The 20,332-nt window shown below is 74.7% G+C and carries 14 protein-coding genes; 5 read left to right on the top strand and 9 right to left on the bottom strand.

What is annotated here, in order from left to right:
- Positions 1-21 precede the first annotated feature (21 nt).
- A complete protein-coding gene (locus QSK45_RS27980) occupies positions 22-1,176 on the bottom strand; it encodes a hypothetical protein (RefSeq protein WP_285561668.1) in 1,155 nt (384 codons plus the stop codon).
- A gap of 856 nt (positions 1,177-2,032) precedes the next feature.
- Between QSK45_RS27980 and QSK45_RS27975 the strand changes: the two genes are divergently transcribed.
- Together QSK45_RS27975 and QSK45_RS27970 are read left to right on the top strand one after the other, a co-directional pair.
- A complete protein-coding gene (locus tag QSK45_RS27975) occupies positions 2,033-4,468 on the top strand; it encodes a SpoIIE family protein phosphatase (RefSeq protein WP_490993625.1) in 2,436 nt (811 codons plus the stop codon).
- A 194-nt stretch (positions 4,469-4,662) separates the two neighbouring features.
- Positions 4,663-7,284: a SpoIIE family protein phosphatase gene (locus tag QSK45_RS27970; protein ID WP_285561730.1), complete on the top strand. Its 2,622-nt coding sequence runs from the start codon at positions 4,663-4,665 to the stop codon at positions 7,282-7,284.
- A 383-nt stretch (positions 7,285-7,667) separates the two neighbouring features.
- Here the strand turns inward: QSK45_RS27970 and QSK45_RS27965 are convergent, their stop codons facing one another.
- Together QSK45_RS27965 and QSK45_RS27960 are read right to left on the bottom strand one after the other, a co-directional pair.
- Positions 7,668-7,901 (bottom strand): hypothetical protein, encoded by a 234-nt coding sequence (locus tag QSK45_RS27965; protein ID WP_285561667.1) that lies wholly within the window; start codon positions 7,899-7,901, stop codon positions 7,668-7,670.
- A gap of 85 nt (positions 7,902-7,986) precedes the next feature.
- Positions 7,987-9,831, bottom strand: a complete 1,845-nt coding sequence (locus QSK45_RS27960) for a glycoside hydrolase family 15 protein (protein WP_285561666.1) — start codon at positions 9,829-9,831, stop codon at positions 7,987-7,989.
- Between the two features lie 208 nt (positions 9,832-10,039).
- Here QSK45_RS27960 and QSK45_RS27955 point away from each other — a divergent pair, with 208 nt between their 5' ends.
- Positions 10,040-10,246, top strand: a complete 207-nt coding sequence (locus QSK45_RS27955) for a hypothetical protein (protein WP_285561665.1) — start codon at positions 10,040-10,042, stop codon at positions 10,244-10,246.
- 154 nt (positions 10,247-10,400) lie between these two features.
- Here QSK45_RS27955 and QSK45_RS27950 read toward each other — a convergent pair whose 3' ends face one another.
- The 4 genes from QSK45_RS27950 to efeU form a co-directional block, all read right to left on the bottom strand.
- Complete coding sequence (locus tag QSK45_RS27950) at positions 10,401-10,871, bottom strand: DUF5709 domain-containing protein (RefSeq protein WP_285561664.1); 471 nt, start codon at positions 10,869-10,871, stop codon at positions 10,401-10,403.
- Between the two features lie 121 nt (positions 10,872-10,992).
- On the bottom strand, positions 10,993-12,144 hold the full coding sequence (gene nicT, locus QSK45_RS27945) for a Nickel transporter NicT (protein WP_285561663.1): 1,152 nt from the start codon (positions 12,142-12,144) through the stop codon (positions 10,993-10,995).
- 203 nt (positions 12,145-12,347) lie between these two features.
- On the bottom strand, positions 12,348-13,619 hold the full coding sequence (gene efeB / locus QSK45_RS27940; RefSeq protein WP_285561662.1) for an iron uptake transporter deferrochelatase/peroxidase subunit: 1,272 nt from the start codon (positions 13,617-13,619) through the stop codon (positions 12,348-12,350).
- Between the two features lie 38 nt (positions 13,620-13,657).
- Positions 13,658-15,694 carry an iron uptake transporter permease EfeU gene (gene efeU, locus QSK45_RS27935; protein ID WP_285561661.1) on the bottom strand — a complete coding sequence of 679 codons (2,037 nt, stop codon included), beginning with the start codon at positions 15,692-15,694 and terminating at the stop codon, positions 13,658-13,660.
- A 212-nt stretch (positions 15,695-15,906) separates the two neighbouring features.
- Here efeU and QSK45_RS27930 point away from each other — a divergent pair, with 212 nt between their 5' ends.
- Together QSK45_RS27930 and QSK45_RS27925 are read left to right on the top strand one after the other, a co-directional pair.
- On the top strand, positions 15,907-16,572 hold the full coding sequence (locus tag QSK45_RS27930) for a DedA family protein (RefSeq protein WP_285561660.1): 666 nt from the start codon (positions 15,907-15,909) through the stop codon (positions 16,570-16,572).
- Between the two features lie 22 nt (positions 16,573-16,594).
- Entirely contained in the window at positions 16,595-17,299 is a 705-nt protein-coding gene (locus QSK45_RS27925) for a phosphatase PAP2 family protein (RefSeq protein WP_285561659.1), read from the top strand.
- A gap of 513 nt (positions 17,300-17,812) precedes the next feature.
- Here the strand turns inward: QSK45_RS27925 and prcB are convergent.
- Both prcB and QSK45_RS27915 read right to left on the bottom strand, forming a co-directional pair.
- On the bottom strand, positions 17,813-18,667 hold the full coding sequence (gene prcB, locus QSK45_RS27920; protein WP_285561658.1) for a proteasome subunit beta: 855 nt from the start codon (positions 18,665-18,667) through the stop codon (positions 17,813-17,815).
- A 27-nt stretch (positions 18,668-18,694) separates the two neighbouring features.
- The gene (locus tag QSK45_RS27915; protein ID WP_285561657.1) at positions 18,695-20,212 is read right to left on the bottom strand and encodes a hypothetical protein; all 1,518 of its coding nucleotides are present in this window, start codon (positions 20,210-20,212) and stop codon (positions 18,695-18,697) included.
- Positions 20,213-20,332: the final 120 nt, after the last annotated feature.

Genomic DNA, 20,332 nt, shown 5'->3' with positions numbered 1-20,332 from the left:
CGACGGGGCCGGGGCGCTGATTCAACTCCCCTGGTCACCGGTGGACTTGGCGCCCAGCAGGACGGCCGGTACCACCGCGAGGGCCGCGAGCGCGGCCACCGCCGCCGCGGTACCGGCCAGCCAGGGCGGTGCGAGCGTCCCCGCCCACAGCCGTGCCGGGTCCGGCAGCCCGAACCGCCCGCCGAGGAGTTGGCCCGCGCCGAGCCCCGCGGTGACCGCGAGGGCCGCCGCCGCCGCGCCGAGCCTGGCGTGCGGCGACCGCGCGGGCAGGGCGAGGCCCAGGAGCATGCACAGCGCGGAGACGACGAGGGTGGCGCCGAGGAGTCCGTGGGACAGACCGGCCCAGTAGCGGGGCGCGTGGGCGGCTCCGCAGAGGAAGACCAGGACGGCGGCTGCGCGCACGCCGCTCTCGGCCGGGGAACGGAGACCGGGGTCCGGGGCGGGCACGGCGCCGAGTTCCGCACGGGCCGTGGGCGCGAGCCGGAGGAGCTTGAGCCGGGGGGGCCGGCATGGTGGTGTCCGGGGCGGCTGGGGGTGGCTGCGGTCGGCGGGCTCCGGCCGGTCGGTCGGTCGGGGAGCCGTCGCCGCGCTCGCCGGCGGCGGCTCGCACCCCGGCTGTTCCGCGGCCAACCGGCCGATCAGTTCGGCCACTTCCTCGACGGGCCGGCCGCTCGCCACCGCCTGTACGGCGGTCCGCGCGCAGTGGGGTTCCAGGGGGGCGCGGTGCAGCAGCCGCAACAGCCGGCCGACGTCCGCGAGGGGGCGTTGCCCGGCGGCGGCACGGAGCACGGCGTCGGCGCCGGCGGAGTCCCGCGGGGGCCGGGTGAGCAGGGCCGCCAGCCGGGTGACGTCCTCCACGGAACGGTCGAGCCCCGCCACGCGCAACGCCTCGGCCGACGTCCGGGCGTGTTCCGGGGAGCCTTCCAGCAGGGTGACGAGCCGGACGACGTCTTCCAGCGGGCGGGTGGTGACCGCCGTACGGACCAGGTCGAGCAGGGGATCGTCGTACCGGCGGTCCTCCTGGCGCCCGGCCCCGGGCGGCTTCTGCGCGCGGGACCCGGCCGGCGGCGCGGACCGCGTCAGGACCCGGACCGGCGGCACGCGGACACCGACCGTGACCGGCGCCGGGCGTATGAGGGAGTCGTCGGGACAGGTGGACGAAGAGCGGGTGGTCATCTCGGCTCCAGTGCAGGAGTGCGGCCGCACCTGACGCCCCCGACCGCGGCACGCGCAGTACGCAGTCCATTACTAGGAGCCGCGCACCCTCGCCGCCACCCGGGTGGGGCACTGGTGTGAGCCCTGGCCGTCCCTTCGCCGCCGGGGTGCGCCCTCTGCTCCCCCTGGCGCATTCTTGCTGTGTGATCCACCCGGAGGCGTACAGGACGGGGTAGGGCCGATGGCGCGGAGCGGGGAGCGGGCGGCCCGGACCAGGGCCCGACTGGCCGCGCTGCTGGCGGACACCTCCACCGCGGCGCTCCGCGCGGCGGGCGGGAGGGTGGCGGGTGTGTACCTGCGCGAGGGCGGTACCGGGCCCACGGAGCCCGGGGGGCCCGGCGGGCTTCCGGAACGCGCCGGGGCCCCGGGGTACGACACGGAGCGCCTCGGACCCGCCGAGCCACGAACTCACGCCAGGCGCCGGGACGACGCGGAGCCCCGAGGCCACGCCCGGTTCCCCGAGGACGCGGACGCGCCGGGACGCACCGGTTCCCCGGGCGCGGGGCGCCCGGGGGGAACCGCGTTCCCGGCCGGCGCCGACGCCTGGACGGGTGCGGGCCCCGCCGCACACACCGACGGACGGGCCCCCGCGCCCCCACCCGGGCGGGGGGACGACCCCCCGCACACCGGCGCGGACGTCCGCGCACCCGCCGGCCCCCCGCGACACGCGAGCCCCGCACCCGCACCGGCCCCGGCACGCCCCGGCGCCACCGCACCCGCCGGCCCCCCGGGCCCCGCCGAAGCCGCCCCGGCCACCTCCCTCCGCCTGGCCGTCCTCGCCGGGCTCCCCGGTGCGCTCTTCCGCCCCTGGTGGCGCGTGAACGCGGACGGGCCCCTCCCCGTCTCCGACGCCTACCGGCTCGGGGTGCCCGTCGTGCTGCCGAACGCGACGGAGACGGTGCGCCGGTATCCGCAGTTCGCGGCGGGGCTGCCGTTCCCGTTCGGGTCGGTGCACCTGCCGGTGCCGGGCGGCAGCGAGCCCCTCGGGGTGCTGACCGTGCTGCGGGCCGCGGTGGACGGCTCCGCGGACGATCCGCTCGACCCGGAGCTGCTGACGAGGCTGGCCGAGGGGCTGGGCACCGAGTTGCTCGCGCTCGCCGAGGGCGACCCCGGCGCGATCGCGTGGGACGCGGAGCCACAGTGCGTGCGGCCACCCGCCCGTCGGCTCCCGGGGGCCACGATCGGACGCTTCACCTGGGATCCGGGGGACGGCGTGGTCCGCGCCGACGACCGGCTGCACACGCTTCTCGGCCTGCCGGCGGGCGGGTTCGCGGGCACCGACACGGCGCTCGCCGAGGCCCTCGCCCCGTCGGAGTCGTACCGGGTGCTGTCCGCGCTGCGCGACACCGCGGCCGGGAGGCCGCCCGGCGCGCCGCTGAGCCTGCGGGCGGGCGACGGCGCGCCGCGGCTGCTGGACCTGTGGGCGGCGGAGGACGGCCGTGCGGTGCCGAAGGTCGGCGGCGTGGTGGTCGACCCCGGCACGGCCGCCCTCGCGGACGGCGCCGCCGACCAACTGCCGCAGGGTGTGTTCTCCCTGGACCGGCTCGGGACGATCGTGTACGCCAACGCGGCCGCGGCGCGGTTCGCCGGACACCCGCGAAAGCGGCTGCTCGGCCGGTCCCTGTGGGACGCGATGCCGTGGCTGACCGGTCCGCCGTACGACGATCATCTGCGGGGTGCCCTGCTGTCGCCGGATCCGGTGCACTTCCATGTGCGCCGGCCGGGCGGGCACGGCGGGTACGACGGGTTCGCGGTGTCGGTGCATCCCGGCGACGACCTGCTGACCTGCACGCTCGTCCCGGCCAGCCGCATGGAGGCACCGGCCGCCCCGCACCCGCCGGCGGAAGCGCGGGCCGGCGCGGAGCCGCCGGCGGGAGCGCCGGCCGGCCCGCGCCCGCCGGCGGAGGCGGTGGCGGGCGACCCCTCGATGGCGGGGGTGTACCGGCCGGTCGCGCTGGCCATCGCGCTGACGGACGCGGTGACGGCCCAGCAGGTGTCGGCGGTGGTGATGCAGGAGCTGCTGCCCGCGTTCGGCGGCCGCCGGCTGGCGATCCACCTGCTTCAGGAACGGCGTCTCCACCTGGCGTGGGAGACCGGTTTCCCGCCGGGCTTCCTGGAGCGGTTCGACGGTGTGGGGCTCGACGCGCGGATCCCGGACGTGGAGACCCTGGCGACGGGCCGTCCGCTGTTCTTCGAGTCGATGCGTCAGCTGGCGGAGACCTATCCGGGGATGCCGCTGGACGCCGAGGAGGGCTCCCGCGCGTTCCTCCCGCTGATCGCCTCCGGCCGGATGGTCGGCTCCTGCATCCTCGGCTTCGACCGCCCGCGCCGCTTCAGCACGGAGGAGCGTACGGTGCTCACCTCGCTCGCCGGGCTGATCGCGCACGCGATGGAGCGAGCGCGGCGCTACGACAGCGAGGCGGCCCTCGCCCGGGGGCTCCAGCAGGCGCTGCTGCCGGGACGGCTGTCGGCGCACCCCGGGGTGGAGACCGCGGGCCGCTATCTGCCGGGCACCGAGGGCCTGGACGTGGGCGGCGACTGGTACGACGTGGTGGAGTCCGGGGACGGGCTGGCGCTCGTCATCGGCGATGTGCAGGGGCACGGGGTGCAGGCGGCGGCGACCATGGGTCAGCTGCGCAGCGCCGTACGGGCGTTCGCGCTGGGCGACCGGCCGCCGGACGAGGTGCTCAGCGGGACCAATCATCTGCTGATCGGCCTCGATCCGGGCCAGTTCGCCAGCTGCTGCTACCTGCGCCTGGACCCGGCCACCGGACGGGCCCAGATCGCCCGTGCGGGGCATCTGCCCCCGCTGCTGCTCTCGCCCGGCGGCCGTACCAGGACGCTGGACATCCCCGGCGGTGTCGTTCTCGGGGTGGATCCGCATGCGCGGTACCCGGTGACCGAGCTGCTCCTGGAGCCGGACGCGATCCTCGCGCTGTACACGGACGGCCTGGTGGAGCGGGCGGGCGCCGACATCGACGAGGGCATCGCGGACCTGCGCCGGGCCCTGGACCGGGCGGGTGCGGCGGCCGGCCGGCGCGACGGCCTCACCCTGGCCGGAGTCGCCGACCGCCTCACCGCCGCCGCGCGCCACGCGGGCGCCCGCCCGGACGACGTGGCGCTGCTCCTCGCGGCCCGCCGGGAGGGGACCCCGCGCGCCGAAGTGCCGCGGGGACCCGCGCGACCGGCCGCGTACGACCCGCGGGCACACCCGGGCGGAACCCACCGCTCCTCCCCCGGTCGTCCCTCATGACCCCCTTCCACCTGTCCCGACGCCGGACCCCCGGTGCGACGCCCTCGCCTCATGGCGGCGGGCAGTGTAGACATGGGCACATGGTGCGACTGCCCGGCCGGCCCGTGTCCCGGCCGCCCCGACCTTTCGGGCAACCGCGCGCACCACTGGCCCCGCCGCCGGACGGCCCCGGCGCGCCCGGCGACCGGCCGGGGATGCTGTGGGCGGCGGTGACCGGCCGCAGCGTCGCCGGTCAGGTGTTCGTGCTCCAGGTCGTGATCGTGCTGCTGCTGGTGGTCTCGGCCGTGGTGGCCCAGGTGCTCCAGGTGCGCCACGACAGCGAGACCGAGGCCCGCAACCGCTCGCTCGCGGTGGCGCAGACGTTCGCCAACGCGCCCGGCACGGCCGCCGCGCTGCGCGCCCCGGACCCGACGGCGATCCTCCAGCCGAAGGCCGAGGCCGCCCGCAAGGCGGCCGGCGTGGACTTCGTCGTGGTGATGGACACGCGGGGCATCCGCTACACGCACCCCCTTCCCGACCGCATCGGCAAGAAGTTCGTCGGCACCATCGGACCGGCCGTGGACGGCGGCACCGTCGTGGAGAAGATCAACGGCACGCTGGGCCCGCTGGTGCAGAGCGTGGTGCCGGTCAAGGACGCGAGCGGCACCGTCGTGGGGCTGGTGTCGGCCGGCATCACCACCGCGCACGTGGGCGGGGCCGCCGACCAGCAGCTGCCGTTGCTGCTCGCCGCGGCCGCCGCGGCGCTCGCCCTGGCCACCGCGGGAACCGCGCTGGTCAGCAGACGGCTGCTCCGCCAGACGCACGGCCTCGGGCCGTACGAGATGACCCGGATGTACGAGCACCACGACGCGGTGTTGCACGCGGTCCGCGAGGGTGTGCTGATCGTCGGCCGCGACGGCCGGCTGCTGCTCGCCAACGACGAGGCGCAGCGCCTGCTCGGCCTGCCCAAGGGCGCCGAGCGGCAGCACGTGCTGGAGCTGGGCCTGGACGACGAGACGGCGCGGCTGCTGGCCTCCGGACGGGTGGCGACCGACGAGGTGCACCTGGTCAAGGACCGCCTGCTGGCGATCAACCAGCGGCCCACCGAGCTGCGCGGCGGCCCGGCGGGCAGCGTCACCACCCTGCGCGACTCCACCGAGCTGCGCGCGGTGTCGGGGCGGGCGGAGGTCGCCCGGGAGCGCCTGAACATGCTGTACGACGCCGGGGTGGGCATCGGCACCAGCCTGGACGTGACCCGTACCGCCGAGGAGCTGGCGGAGCTGGCGGTGCCCCGGTTCGCGGACTTCGCGACCGTCGACCTGTTCGAGTCGGTGCTGAACGGGGAGGAGCCGCGGCCCGGGAACGCGCTGCGCCGGGTGGCCTGCGTGGGCGTCCGCGACGAGTCCCCGCTGTATCCGCTGGACCACCGGATCCGGTTGGTGCCGCCCTCGCCGCAGGCACGCAGCCTCACGAGCGGGCAGTCGGTGGTGGTGCCCCGGCTGCGCGACGCGCCGGGCTGGCGGGAGCAGGAGCCGGAGCGCACGGACAAGGTGCTGGAGTTCGGCATCCACTCGCTGATCACCGTGCCGCTGCGGGCGGGCAGCCTGGTGCTGGGGCTCGCGCACTTCTGGCGTTCGGAGAAGCCGCAGCCCTTCGACACCGAGGAGCTGGCGCTCGCCGAGGAGCTGGTGGCGCGGGCGGCGGTGTCCATCGACAACGCCCGCCGGTACACGCGCGAGCACAGCATGGCGGTGACGTTGCAGCGCAGCCTGCTGCCGCGGACGCTGCCCGAGCAGGGCGCGCTGGAGATCGCCTACCGGTACCTGCCCGCGCAGTCCGGGGTGGGCGGCGACTGGTTCGACGTGCTGCCGCTGTCGGGGGCCCGGGTGGCGCTGGTGGTGGGCGACGTGGTGGGGCACGGGCTGCACGCGGCGGCGACCATGGGGCGGCTGCGCACGGCCGTGCACAACTTCTCCGCGCTGGATCTGCCGCCCGACGAGCTCCTCGGTCTGCTGGACGAGCTGGTCGGCCGGATCGACCAGGACGAGAGCCCGGAAGAGGGTGCCGCGGTGACCGGCGCGACCTGTCTGTACGCGGTGTACGACCCGGTGGCCCGGCGGTGCACGATGGCCCGCGCGGGGCACCCGCCGCCCGCGCTGGTGCGCCCGGACGGGAGCGTGGAGTTCCCGGAGATGCCGGCCGGGCCGCCGCTGGGTCTGGGCGGGCTGCCGTTCGAGACGGTCGACCTGGAGCTGGCCGAGGGCAGCAGGCTGGTGCTGTACACGGACGGTCTGATCGAGGACCGGGACCGGGACATCGACGTGGGCCTGGAGCTGCTGGGTGACGCCCTGCGCCGGGCGCCGGACACCTCACCGGAGGCGACCTGCCGCACGGTGCTGGAGCGGTTGCCGGCCCGGCCGAGCGACGACGTGGCGCTGATCGTGGCCCGGACGCGGGTGCTGGGTCCGGACCAGGTGGCCGAGTGGGGGGTGCCGTCGGACCCGGCGGCGGTCTCCGAGGTGCGCTCGGCGGTCACCCGCACGCTGGACGAGTGGGGCCTTCAGGAGCTGGCGTTCGCGACCGAGCTGATCCTCAGCGAGCTGGTCACCAACGCCATCCGCTACGGGCGGCCCCCGATCGGGGTACGGCTGCTGCGCGACCGCACCCTGATCTGCGAGGTCTCCGACCGCAGCACGACCTCCCCGCACCTGCGCTACGCGGCGAGCACCGACGAGGGCGGACGGGGCCTGTTCCTGGTCGCCCAGGTCTCGGATCGCTGGGGCACCCGCTACACGCCGAACGGCAAGATCATCTGGGCGGAGCAGCCGCTGCCGTAGACCGTGCCGTCCGTCTCGCGTGCCAGGCGGCGGTGGGGGGCTCCGGCGATCCCCGCCGTCCGCGAGGCTCGCCGAAGCCGGGCACCGGGCACTCGGCCCGGCTGCTCGCCGTGGCCGGGCGCGGCGACGTCACCCGCGCCGCCGGGCGCCACGCCCGTCACCCGGTATCACCGCCACTCTCCTGTTCCCCGAGGCGCCCTCACCCAAGTCACCGGCTTCGACCACACCGCCACCCGTCGTTGGGCCGCGCCGCCGGTACGAGATCTCGCTCGTCGTCAACGGGGCCCGCGCGGCGGCGACTTCGCCACGCCGGCCGCGTCCCCACCGCGGCACCGTGAAGCCGGGACGGGCCCGCCGGCCCGTCCCGGTCTCCGGTGGTGCGGTCAGCCGCCGAGGCGCGAGCGCAGCAGCTGCTTGCCCAGTTCGGCGCCCTTGCGGCTGTCGGCCTGTGCCTTGCGGAACAGTTCCGCGGTCTCGTTGTCGCCGTCGCGCTCGGCGTCCTGGATGTAGGTCTCCAGGCGCAGGGCGTTGTTCAGACACGACTCGACGTACCAGATCAGGTTGTAGTCCTTGTCCCGCGTGCCGGTGAGGTGGCCGGTCTCGCTGGTGCTGGTCATGCGGGTCTCCTCCTTCTGTCGACCCCGTCTGTCGCCTTTCGCGGCCCGGGTACCCGGGCCACCTGCGGACACACGGGCCGTCGGGTCAGCCGAGGGCGCGGTCGAGGTTGAAGGCGGCGCTGATCAGCGAGAGGTGGGTGAACGCCTGCGGGAAGTTGCCCTGTTGCTCGCCGGTGCGGCCGATCTCCTCGGCGTACAGGCCGAGATGGTTGGCGTAGGTGAGCATCTTCTCGAAGGCCAGCCGGGCCTCGTCGAGCCGGCCCGCCCGCACCAGTGCCTCGACGTACCAGAAGGAGCAGATGGAGAAGGTGCCCTCGTCGCCGCGCAGCCCGTCGGGGCTGACCAGGGGGTCGTAGCGGTAGACCAGCGAGTCGGAGACGAGTTCCTCGGTGAGGGCGTCCAGGGTGGCCAGCCACTTGGGATCGGTGGGGGCGATGAACTTGGCGAGCGGCATCATCAGCACGGAGGCGTCCAGCACGTCGCCGTCCTCGTGCTGCACGAAGGCGTTCCGCCGCTTCGACCAGCCGCGGTCCATGATCCGCCGGTAGATGGCGTCCCGGGTCTGGCGCCAGCGGAGCAGTTCGGCGGGCAGCCCGCGCCGGTTGGCGAGCCGGATGGCGCGCTCCACGGCGACCCAGCACATCAGCCGCGAGTACAGGAAGTTCTTGCGGCCGCCGCGGGTCTCCCACACGCCCTCGTCCGGCTGGTCCCAGTTCCGGCAGACCCATTCGACCAGCTGGGTCACGTCGTCCCACTGCCCGCTGGAGATGGGCTGGGCCCATTTGTCGTAGAGGTAGACGGAGTCGATCAGGGCGCCGTAGATGTCGAGCTGGAGCTGGTCGGCGGCGGCGTTGCCGACCCGGACCGGGGCCGAGCCCTGGTGGCCCTCCAGATGGGGCAGCTCGCGTTCGGGCAGATCGGTGCGCCCGTCGATGCCGTACATGATCTGCAACGGGCCGGAGGCGGCGCCGTCGCCGGGGCTGATGCTGGTGGTCAGGAAGCGCATGAACGCCTCGGCCTCGCCGCTGAAGCCGAGCCGCAGCAGCGCGTAGACGGCGAAGGCGGCGTCGCGCACCCACACGTACCGGTAGTCCCAGTTGCGCTCGCCGCCGAGCTGCTCGGGCAGGCTGGTGGTGGGGGCGGCGACGATGGCGCCGGTCGGGGCGTAGGTGAGCAGCTTGAGGGTGAGGGCGGAGCGGTGCACCATCTCGCGCCAGCGGCCCCGGTAGCGGGACTGGTGCAGCCAGCGCCGCCAGTAGGCGACGGTCGCGTTGAACTCGTGCTCGGCCTCCGCGTGGGCGCAGCCGCGCGGGGCGATCGCCGCGCCGGCCTGGTCGAGGGCGAACACCGCCGTCTCGCCCTCGCCGAGCTTGAACTCCGCGCGCGCGTCGCGGCCGTCGCACTCCATGGCGACGGTGGCGGTCAGGGCGAGCGCCAGGTCCGGCGACTCGAACAGCAGTATTCCGTCCGTCTCGCGGACGCTGTGCGGGGCGGCGCCGTAGTCGAAGCGCGGGGCGACGAGGGCGCGGAAGGGCACCCGGCCGCGCACGCACACCACCCGCCGGATCAGCCGGTGCCGCACCGTCTCGCAGGGCTGCCCGGGACCGGCGGTGACGGGCATGAAGTCCTGCACCTCGCCGACCCCCTCCTCGGTGAAGAAACGGGTGATCAGCACGTTGGTGTCGGGGAAGTAGAACTGCTTGGTGCGGGCCGGGACGGCGGCGGCCAGTTCGAAGCAGCCGCCGCGCTCGGCGTCCAGGATGGCCGCGAAGACGCTGGGCGAGTCGAAGGACGGCGAGCAGTACCAGTCGATGGTGCCGTTGCTGCCCACCAGGGCGACACTGCGCAGGTCGCCGATCAGCCCGTGCTCGGCGATCGGCAGGTAGCGGGGGCTCGCGGAGGTGTCCGCGGGGAACGGCGTCTGGCTCATCGGCGGCCTCCCGGTGCGGGTGCGCGACGTGGTCCGCGATGTCTCCAGCCTAGGAGCGAGTACGACGCCGTGGTGCGGGCAGGCGAACGGCACCCGTCGCCGCGGCGCCTTCCGGATGCAGGGTGCGCCGCGGCGGGCAATGGTGAGAGTGTGCGCCGTTCGGCGGCACCGGCACGGATGCGCTCATCCGGACCGAGGAGGAGGCAACATGTCGACATCCGCAAGTGGAGGGTCCAGGTCGCCCGACGACCACCGCACCCCGGACTCCCTGCTCCACTCGGCTCCCCAGCGGGACGTCACCCCGGAGGACCTGGTCATGGCGGCCGGCAGGGACGTCACCCCGAAGACGCTCGACTGGGCGCGCCGCAAGCTGGAGACGGAGGGTCCGTCGGCGATCGAGAAGCTTCTGCCATAGGTTTTTCCGACGGGCACCGGCCGGGCGGCGAGCGAAGCCCGGCCGGTGCCCGTGTGCCGTTCAGGGGGTCGCCGCGCGTCGTGGGCCGCCGCTCGTCGGTGGCCGGTCGCGTGGTTCCGCACACCCTTGGGCAGGTCGGTCCACCGCCGGCCGGTCAGTCGGGCTCGTCCGGTACGACATGCACCGCGGCCTCCTCCGCGCCCGCCGCTCCGCCGTCGATGCCCACGTCCTCGGCGACCTCCTCCTTGGTGGTGTCGGCGTGCGCGCCCTCGTCCGGGGCCACCAGCCGGCCCGCCCGCACGTCGCCCGCCTCGGGGTCGAGGGGCTCGCCCTCGCCACCGGGCAGGTCGCCGATGTCGTCGCCGACCGGTCCGCCCGTCTCCGGGACCTCCTGCCGGAGTCGCTCGTCGAGGGTCTCGCCCTCGCGCTGCTCGGCGGCGGTGGTGCCGTGTCTGGTGACGCCGAGGGGGCGTTCGGGCGGGGAGTAGCCCTCGTCGAGCATGTCGTCGTAGGAGCGTTCGCCGACCGCGTCCTCGGGGTCGAGGGGCGCGGCGTCCGCCTGCTCCTCGTTGGTCCCGGTGGGCTGGTAGGCGTCGTCCCCCATGGGAGTCTGCGCTTCGCTCATCGTCGCCTCCTTCCGTGCTCGCGCGGCGGTCCCGGTCCGCGTTTCCCGCAGCCGGGACGTCAACCCCGCCGAGCCGGATCCGGTCGGCGCGCCCGCCGCGCCCGCGCCGGCGCGACCGGCTTCAGTCGGCGGACCGCTCGGCCAGGCCCGCGGTCCACTTCTCCTCGATGCGGCCCGCCTTCCACACCAGCAGCGCGAGCGCCCAGGTGGCGAAGAACAGGCCGACGATGACGAAGCCGACCGTGTTGAGGTCGAGCCCCGCGACCCAGTCCCAGAAGAAGCCGTGCAGGTCCATCCTGTCGGCGAGCAGGCCGAGGAGTTCGACGGAGCCGATGATCAGGGCCACGGCGACGGACAGACCGGTGATGGTGAGGTTGTAGTAGACCTTGCGCACCGGCTTGGAGAACGCCCAGCCGTAGGCGAAGTTCATGAACGAGCCGTCGATGGTGTCCAGCAGCGACATGCCGGCCGCGAACAGCACCGGCAGGGTGAGGATGGCGTACCAGGGCAGTCCGGAGGCGGCGCCGGAGCCCGCGAGGACGAGGAGGGCGATCTCGGTCGCCGTGTCGAAGCCGAGCCCGAACAGCAGCCCCAGCGGGTACATCTGCCAGGGCTTGCCGACCGCGCCGGTGACCCGGCCCAGCAGGCGGTTCATGAAGCCCCGGTTGTCGAGGTGGGCCTCCAGGGCGGCCTCGTCGTAGTGGCCGGTGCGCATCCCGCGGAACACCTTCCAGATGCCGGCGAGGATGACGAGGTTGATCCCGGCGATGAGGTAGAGGAAGGCGCCGGAGACGGTCGTACCGACGAGGCTGGTGACCTGGTGGAGGTGCGAGTGGTCGTCCCGGACCGGTCCGGCCAGCGTCTTCATGCCCAGGGACAGAAGCAGGGCGAGGCCGAAGACGATGCTGGAGTGGCCGAGGGAGAACCAGAAGCCGACGGACAGCGGGCGCTGCCCCGAGCCCATGAGCTTGCGGGTGGTGTTGTCGATGGCCGCGATGTGGTCGGCGTCGAAGGCGTGCCGCATGCCCAGGGTGTAGGCGGTTACACCGATGCCGATGCCGAAGGACTCGCCGCCGACACTGAAGTGCTGCGGCGCGATGACGCCGACGAGCGTGCCCCAGCCGACGACGTGCAGGGCCAGCACGAAGGCGGCCATCGAGCCGACCCTGATCCACTCCTGGCGCGTCATGGAGCGTCGGACGCGTTGCCAGGCCGACGAGTCGGCGTCGGCCTGTGCGGGGAGGGACGGAGCGGGACCAGGGGCGGCCGTCATCGGGAAGGTCGTTCCTCACTTGGTACGGGTACGGCTGCACACCGCAGCCTGGTGCCATCATGTCGTACCTGCAACTCATGTGCAGTAAAGGCGGCGGCAGACCTTCCCCATGGTCAGGAAAAGACCATGAACGGGAAAAGGCCGCTCCCCCGGGCGGGGGAGCGGCGAAGCGGCGGGGCCCGGCCCGCAGGCCGCGGGTCCGGTCAGGCGGAGAACATGCCCCGGCCCAGCCAGTCCTCGGCACCCCGCACGCCGGGCAGGGCGAAGAAGTAGCCGCCGCCGGTCGGGGAGATGTAGTCCACCAGGGGCTCGTCGATCAGCCGGGTCTGCACCGCCTCGAACTGGCGCTTGACGTCCTGCTGGTAGCAGCAGAAGACGAGGCCCATGTCGAGGTTGCCGACGTTGTCCACGCCCCGGTCGTAGTTGTAGCCGCGGCGCAGGATGCGGGAGCCGTCCGTCTTCGCGGTGCGCGGGTTGGCGAGGCGGATGTGGGAGTCCAGCGGGATCGCGTTGCCGTGCGGGTCCTTGGCGTAGTTGGGGACGTCGGTCTCCTCGGCGCCGTCCAGCGGGGCGCCGGTGTCCTTGCGGCGGCCGAACATCTTCTCCTGCTCGGTGAGCGAGACCCGGTCCCAGAACTCGACCAGCATCCGGATGATGCGGATGACCTGGTAGCTGCCGCCGGCGGCCCACGCGGGCTCGCCCTGGCCGTCGCCGACCCAGACCAGCCGGTTCGTCTCGCGCGCGGAGTTGACGTCCGGATTGGCGATTCCGTCCTTGAAGCCGAGCAGGTTGCGCTGGGCGCCGGTGGGCCTCGGCGCGTTCTGGAAGCCGTCGACGCGCCACTTGACCTGCATCGCGCCGCGGGTGTGCCGGGCGATGTCGCGCAGCGCGTGCAGCACGGTGTCCCTGCTCTGCGCGCAGATCTGCAGCGAGAGGTCGCCGTGGCACTCGGCCGGGTTCAGGTTGTCGTTCGGAAAGGTCCGCATGGGTACCAGCCGGGCGGGCCTGGCCTTGGCGAGACCGTAGCGGTCGTCGAACAGGGAGGGGCCCACGCCGACGGTGAGGGTGAGGCCGTCCGCGGGCACCGCGGGGCCGAGGATGCCGTTGTCGGAGGGCGGCGCGCCGACGCCGAGGTCGGTGGGGACCCCGCCGGAGGTGAGGAAACGGGCCCGCTCGGTGATGGTTCTCAGCAGGTCGGCGACGCCGTCGCGGTCGTCGGCGACGACGTCGAAGGAGACGAACGCGGCGGCGGCAGGCGGCGGGGTGGTGATCCCGGCCTGGTGGACGCCGTGGAACGGCACCCTCGTACGACCGTCCGGGCCGCTCGTGCGGGCCTCGGCCGTGCCGCCGCTCGCGCCGAGCGCGAAGCCGCCGCCGGCCAGGACCGCGCCCGCGGCACCGGCGCCCAGCGCGCCGCGCACGAAGGAGCGGCGGGCGGGCCCGACGGGGCAGGACGGCGTGTCGGCGGTGGACATGGGCGGGTTCCCTCCGGGGTGCGGGTGCGCGGTGGTCATCAGGCGGACTTCCGGATCTCCAGCAGGTCCGGGATCGGGGCGAGGTCCTCCAAGAGCTGGCCGGTGGCCCCGTCGAGGCGCTGCCGGTCGGCGGCGGAGAGCTTCTCGACGGGGGTCCAGTGGGTGCCGTCGTGGGCCGCGTCCAGCAGCTTCTGCACCCGGTCGATGTCGCTGTCGACGGTGGGCAGCACCTTGGGGGCGCGGTGGGTGAGCAGCGGCGCGAGGACGGTGAGCAGTTCGCGGGTGCCGGCCAGGTTGGCGTCGGCGGTGGCGAGGTTGGTGCCGCTGCCCTCGTCGGTGTCGCCGGTCAGCTCGAACTGGAGGGTGTTCTCCAGGATCTCGTGGGCGCGCAGCGGCAGGTCGCCCGGGTCGAAGTCCTGGCTCGGGAACGCCTTGCGCAGCCCGGCCGCGTCCGCGCTGAGCCGCCGGGCGGGCCCGGCCAGTTCCTTGGCCGACTGCCCGTGCCACAGGCCGTACTCCAGGCGCAGGAAACCGGTGAAGTCCTTGTCGTGTTCGCCGCCCGGCAGCCCGTCGGTGCGACCGTCGATCCTCTGGTCGAAGTCCTCGAAGGTGCCGTAGGCGGCGCCCAGGGAGGCGTAGGTGCGGTGGGCCGTGAGCCAGTCGGTGCGGGCCTTGTCCAGGTGGCCGCCCTCGATGTCGCGCCGGAGGACGCCGGTCTGGGCGACGAGGGTGTCCAGGCCCTTGCCGACGTACGTCCGGTACGACGCCAGGGGCGCGGCGAGGTCCTGCTCGGAGACGGGGGCGACCGGCCTGGCCGCGCCGCCGCCGGCGACGGTGACCGGCTTGGAGGTGACGGCCCTGCCGCTCGCGGGGACGCAACGCCAGGCGTAGGTGCCGCCGGCGACGGTGGCGACGAGGTCGCGGGTGGTGCCGGGGGCGAGGCCCTCGATCTCGCCGTAGACCGCGTTGGTCGACGGGTCCACGAGGTAGACCTCGGCGGCCTGACGGCCGGTGTTCCGCATCCGGAAGGTCTGCCGGCCGGGCTTGGGCGCGGTGAAGCCCTTGCCGCAGTCGGTCTCGGAGACGGCGACGGTCTGGTCCCCGGCGGGCTTGGGGCGGCCGAGGGCGACGAAGAGTCCGGCGACCACCGCGGGTACGGCGACCACGGCGGCCGGGACGACCCAGACCGGGCGGCGCCGGGCCGCGGGCTTCGGCGTGGCGGCGCCTTCCGCCGCCGCGCGCCCTGCCTCGGGCTTGGGGGTGGTGGCGCGCACGCCGCGCACGAAGAGGGTCATCACCACGGCGAGGTAGGCGACGTAGGCGATCACCTGGAGCCAGGTCATGGTGGGCATCAGGTTGAAGACGCCCTGGATCAGGGTGCTGTACCAGGAGCCCGCGTCGATGCTGCCGGCGAGGTCGACGGCGTAGGCCGTCCCGCCGGGCAGCACGCCGCCCTCCTGGAGGTCGCGCAGGCCGTAGCCGAGGACGCCGGCGGCGATGACGATGAGGACGACGCCGGTGGCGGTGAAGAACTTCGTCAGGTTGATCTTCAGGACCCGGCGGTACAGGCCCCAGCACAGGCCGGTCGCGAGGACCAGGCCGATGGCGGCGCCGGTCAGCGGGCCCGCGGACTCACCGGCCGCCTGGGCGGTGGTCCACAGGAAGAGGGCGGTCTCCAGGCCCTCGCGGCCGACGGCCAGGAAGGAGGTGAGGATCAGCATGCCGGAGCCCATGGCGAGGGCGCCGGTGACCTTCTGCCTCAGCTCGCTGGAGAGGTTGCGGGCCGAGCGGCGCATCCAGAACACCATGGCGGTGACGAACGCGACGGCGATCACGCTGAGGGTGCCGCCGAATGCCTCCTGGGCGGTCTCCGGCATGGACGCGGCGGTGAAGGTGAGCACCGCGCCGAAGCTCATCGCGACGGCGATGGCGGCCAGTACACCCGTCCACACCTGCGGCAGCCGGGAGCGCGCCTCGGCGCGCACCAGGGTGGCGACCAGGATGGAGACGATGAGTCCGCCTTCGAGTCCCTCCCTCAGCCCGATCAGGAAACTCGGAAACGCGTCGTCCCACATGCCCTGCGACCCTCCCGGAAACTTAGCGAAGGCATGCCTTACCTTCGCGACCATGATGACCACACCTTCGTAGGCAACCGGTCACGAACCGGTAATCGCACGGCAAAGTCCGGGAAGGATGCCCTGTCCGCGTTCGTCGGGGCACCGCGCGAACGTCTACAAATGTGTAGTCACATGTTGTCGAGGCAAGTCGAAGGAAAGGGCGTGCGGCCGTGGCCACTCCCCCACATCTGGCGTCGCAGCTCGCGGTCAACGTGCTCGACGCCCACTCCCTGCTCGCCGCCTTCGGCGTGTTCGGCGTCGGCGTCGTGCTGTTCGCGGAGACGGGCCTGCTGATCGGGTTCTTCCTGCCCGGGGACTCGCTGCTGTTCACGGCGGGGCTGCTGTGCACGGGCTCGGCCGAGCGCGGACTGCACCTCTCGCTCGGCCCGCTGCTGGTCGCGGCGGCGCTCGGCGCGCTGGCGGGCTCCCAGTGCGGGTTCCTCATCGGCCGCAAGGCGGGCGGCGCGCTGCTGGCCCGCACCCGCTCGGCGAAGCTGCGCGAGGGCGCGCGCCGCGCGGAGGAACTGCTGGACCGCTACGGCCACGCGAAGGCGATCGTGCTGGCCCGCTTCGTGCCGGTGGTACGCACCGTGCTGAACCCCATGGCGGGCGCGCTCGGCGTGCCGACGCGCACGTTCACCGTGTGGCAGGTGAGCGGCGGCCTGGTCTGGAGCCTCGGCCTCACGCTGGGCGGGTACGCGCTGGGGTCCTCGATCCCGAACGTCGACAAGTACCTGCTGCCGGTGATCGCGCTGATCGTCGTCGTCTCGCTGATCCCGCTCGCGGCGGAGGTGCTGCGCTCGCGGCGGGCCGCGGCGGCGAAGGAGACGCCGTGACGAGGGACCCGGGGGTCTGGACATGCCAGTCGTCGATACGGTGAGCCGGCGCGGGCACGCGGCGCCGGTGGCCGCCGTCGGCCTCGGCGCCTGGCTGGCCTTCGCCGCGCTGGCCCTGGTCGTGGCATCGCGGCACGGCACCCCGCTCCCCCCGGACCGCGCCCTGCTCGCCTGGTCCCTCGGGCACCGGCCGCCGGTCGCGGTCGCCACGGCACGCGGACTGACCGACACGGGAACGGGGGCGGTGCCGTACGTCCTGGTGGTCGCGGCCGGGCTGATCGCGGGCCGCACGACCCGGCAGCGGTGCGCCGCCGCGCTGCTGGGCCTGCTCTGCCTCGGCCTGGGGCAGGCGGTGCGGTACGGCGTGATGGACCTGGTCGGCCGGGCGCGCCCGCCGCGCGGGGACTGGGAGGCGCTCGCCTCCGGCTGGTCGTTCCCCTCCGGCCACACGACCACCTCGGCCCTGACCGCCGGACTGCTGATCACGGCCCTGTGGCTGCGCGCCCCGCACGGCCGGGGCCCGCTGACGCTGCTCGTCGCCTGCTGGGGCGCGGGAGTCGGGCTGACCCGGATCTTCCTGGGGGTGCACTGGTTCACCGACGTGCTGGGCGGCTGGCTGTTCGCGGTGGGCTGGCTCGGCCTGCTGCTCACGGCGGCGGCCCGGTGGCTGCCCGCCGACCTCCGCCCCGGCGCTCCGGACCCGCGTTCCGAGGCGGAAACCCCCTGAGGGGACCTTTTCCCGTACCCGGCCTGGGCCCCGCCGCCGTCCGGCACCGCGCGACTCCTGCTGGTCGTCGAGGACATCGACGTCCCCTGGCCAGGCCGGCCGTGCGCTGCTCCGCGCTGGTCGACGCGGCTGCCGGGCATCGCGAACCGGGCGCGCTCGACGCCCGGCAGCCGCCCCCGGCGTGCGGCCGCTGCGATCCGCCGTCAGCCGTGCACCGGCACGGCCCCGCCCCGTCACGGGCCACGGACCGCACCGCCACACCTTCCAGCCGTTCGCCCTCGCCGCCCCGGTGGACACCCCGCGACCGGACCGGGGCCCGCCCCCGCGCCCTGCTGCGAGCCGTCACCGCCCCCGTCCTCGCCCGCGCCCGCCTGACCGGCGTCCACCAAACGCCGACCCCGGCCCTCGTAGCGGCCGGTCCTTCGGGAGGTACCCGCGGCTCTTCGAGGTTCCCCCGGCACCGGGCGGTCCCCCGGCGCCGTTCGCCGCCGCTCGCCCGACGCGCCGCCGGGGTCAGGGCGCGACGTGCGGGCCGTCCGGGCGCTCCTCGCGCCGGCGCACCATCTCCCGGGTCAACTCCTCGGTCTCGGCCTCCGGCAACCGTTCGAAGCCGTCCTCCGTGATGAACGAGACGATCGGGAAGATACGGCGGTTGAGGTCGGGCCCGCCGGTCGCCGAGTCGTCGTCGGCGGCGTCGTACAGTGCGTGCAGCGCGGCGAGGACGGCCTCGCGGCGGGTCAGGCCGGGCCGGTAGAGCTTCTTGAGCGCGCCGCGGGCGTACGGCGAACCGGAGCCCTCGGCGTGGAACTCCCGCTTCTCGTACAGTCCGCCGGCCGCGTCGAAGGCGAAGATGCGGCCGCCCTCGCCCGTGGGCGCGCCGACGTCGTACCCGGCGAGCAGCGGCACGACGGCGAGGCCCTGCATGGCCTGGGCCAGGTTCTGCCGGATCATCGTCGCGAGGCGGGTCGCCTTCGCGCGAAGGGTCATCGGGATGCCCTCGATCTTCTCGAAGTGGGCCAGCTCGACCTGGTAGAGCCGCACCATTTCGAGGGCGAGTCCGACGGTGCCCGCGAAGGCGACGGCCGTGTGGTCGTCTGCGGGGTGGACCTTCTCCAGGTCCCGCTGGGCGATCAGGTTGCCCATGGTGGCCCGGCGGTCCCCGGCGAGCAGCACGCCGTCGCCGTAGGTGAGCGCGAGCACCGTGGTGCCGTGCGGGAAGCGGTCGGGGCCCGCGCTCGTGCCGGGGGGCAGCAGGGACGTGGTGGGCAGCAGGCGGGGCCGGTGCGCCGCCAGGAACTCGGCGAAGGACGAGCTTCCCGGCGTGAAGAACGCCGCGTCCGGCAGCCCGGCGGTGTCGTTCCCCGTCATCTGTTTCCCCTCCGTAGACACGCGGTATCACCCGTCTCCTACCTGACCCGGCCGAACCGGAAACGCCCGGCGCCCCAACGTGTAGTACAGCCGTCGGCTTTCGGCCGTGACCCAGGGCCAGTCACGGGCGTACGCGGGCGGTCGCGCGCCGGTCGGCACGAGGGTGGCCACCGGGATGCGCCGGGCGGTGCGCGCGATGGCGTCCGCGGTGGTGTCGGCGTTGGGGCCCGACGTCGCGGCCGAGGAGCAGCCGGCGTAGAAGGCGATGGGCAGGGCGTCGTCGCCCGTCACCAGGCAGGGGGCGCGGACGCCCAGCCGGTGCAGGGTGTCGGCGGTACGCGACCAGGCGCGGTGTCCCGCGGTGGTGCCGCGCGCCACGTGCACCAGGACCGTGACCTGGACGGCGAGATGGACGACGAGTCCCAGGCACAGCGCGGCGGCGACCACCGGGCGCCCGCGCCGGGGCGTGAGGGCGACCGACCGGAGCAGCGCGGCGGCGACGGGGACCGCGAGCAGGGCGTAGGCGGGCAGCAGGAAGCGGGGCGCCGCGTAGCCGATCAGGAACAGGTACGGGAAGGCGGCCGACGCGGCGCACGCGAGCGGCAGCGCCGTGGCCGTCGTCCGTCCGGCGCGGACCGCGAAGTACAGGGCGAGCGCCGCGAGGACGGGCAGCACGAACCACCAGACGGTCACGAGCGGGGAGGGCAGCGCGCCGGCGCACGGCCGGCACAGGGTGCGGCCGCCGAGGCTGCGGACCTGGTCGACGACGGCGAGGTGCCAGCCCAGTCCGCCCTGGATCGCCGAGCCCTCGGCGAGCCGGTGGAGCAGGCCGCCGTAGCGCACGTACGCCTCGATCACCCACTCGGCCACCCCGGCCGCGAGACCGGCGAGCAGCGCCGCCGACCGCCTCCCGTGCCGGCGCAGAAGGCCGACCGCCAGCAGGGGCAGGACGACCCACACCGCGTCCATGGGGCGCATCCAGCCCATCAGCGCGGCGCCGGCGGCGAGCCCCGTCGGCGCGGCCCGGTCCGCGGGCGGCGCGCCCGCACGCAGGTACGAGCCCACCACCGCCAACGCCCCCATCGCGACCCAGTAGTTGGGCATGGCCTGGAGGCCGTAGAAGAGGGTCACCCACAGGGAGGCGAAGAGGGCGGCGGCGAGCGTGAGGACACGCGGCGGGAACAAACCGCGCCAGGTGCGCAGCGCCAGGTAGAGGGCGAGGCCGGACAGGGCGGCGAGGTAGCAGCGCAGCAGGACCGTCGAGGACGACCACGCGGCGACGGGAGCGACGAGCAGGGAGATGCCGCGGGCCCTCGGCGCGCTGAAATAGGCCGCGGGGGCGCCCGCGCCGACCTGGCTGACGTACACCGCCTCGTCCCAGCCGAGGCCCATCCCGGGCCGCACCAGGAGCAGTTGGGCCACGGTGAAGGCGGCGGCGACGGCCGCGAGCGGGACGGCGGGCCGCGGGCCCCGGCCGCCGTCGGACGGGCGCCACAAGCGTGCGGCCCGCGTCCGGGCGAGTGCGGCGTCGGCGCTGCCGGTCATCATTCCCCCTTCGCCCCGGACGGGGCATACCGGAAAACACCCCCCACCCCATCACAGAGTCGGCTCGGAGCGCGGGCAGACCCGCCCGTTCCCCCGGGTGTCCGGTCGAGGAGGGAGACG

Source organism: Streptomyces hygroscopicus subsp. hygroscopicus (assembly GCF_030269125.1).
GTDB classification, from domain to species: Bacteria; Actinomycetota; Actinomycetes; order Streptomycetales; family Streptomycetaceae; genus Streptomyces; species Streptomyces hygroscopicus_C.
This window is presented reverse-complemented; position numbering and strand designations above follow the sequence as displayed.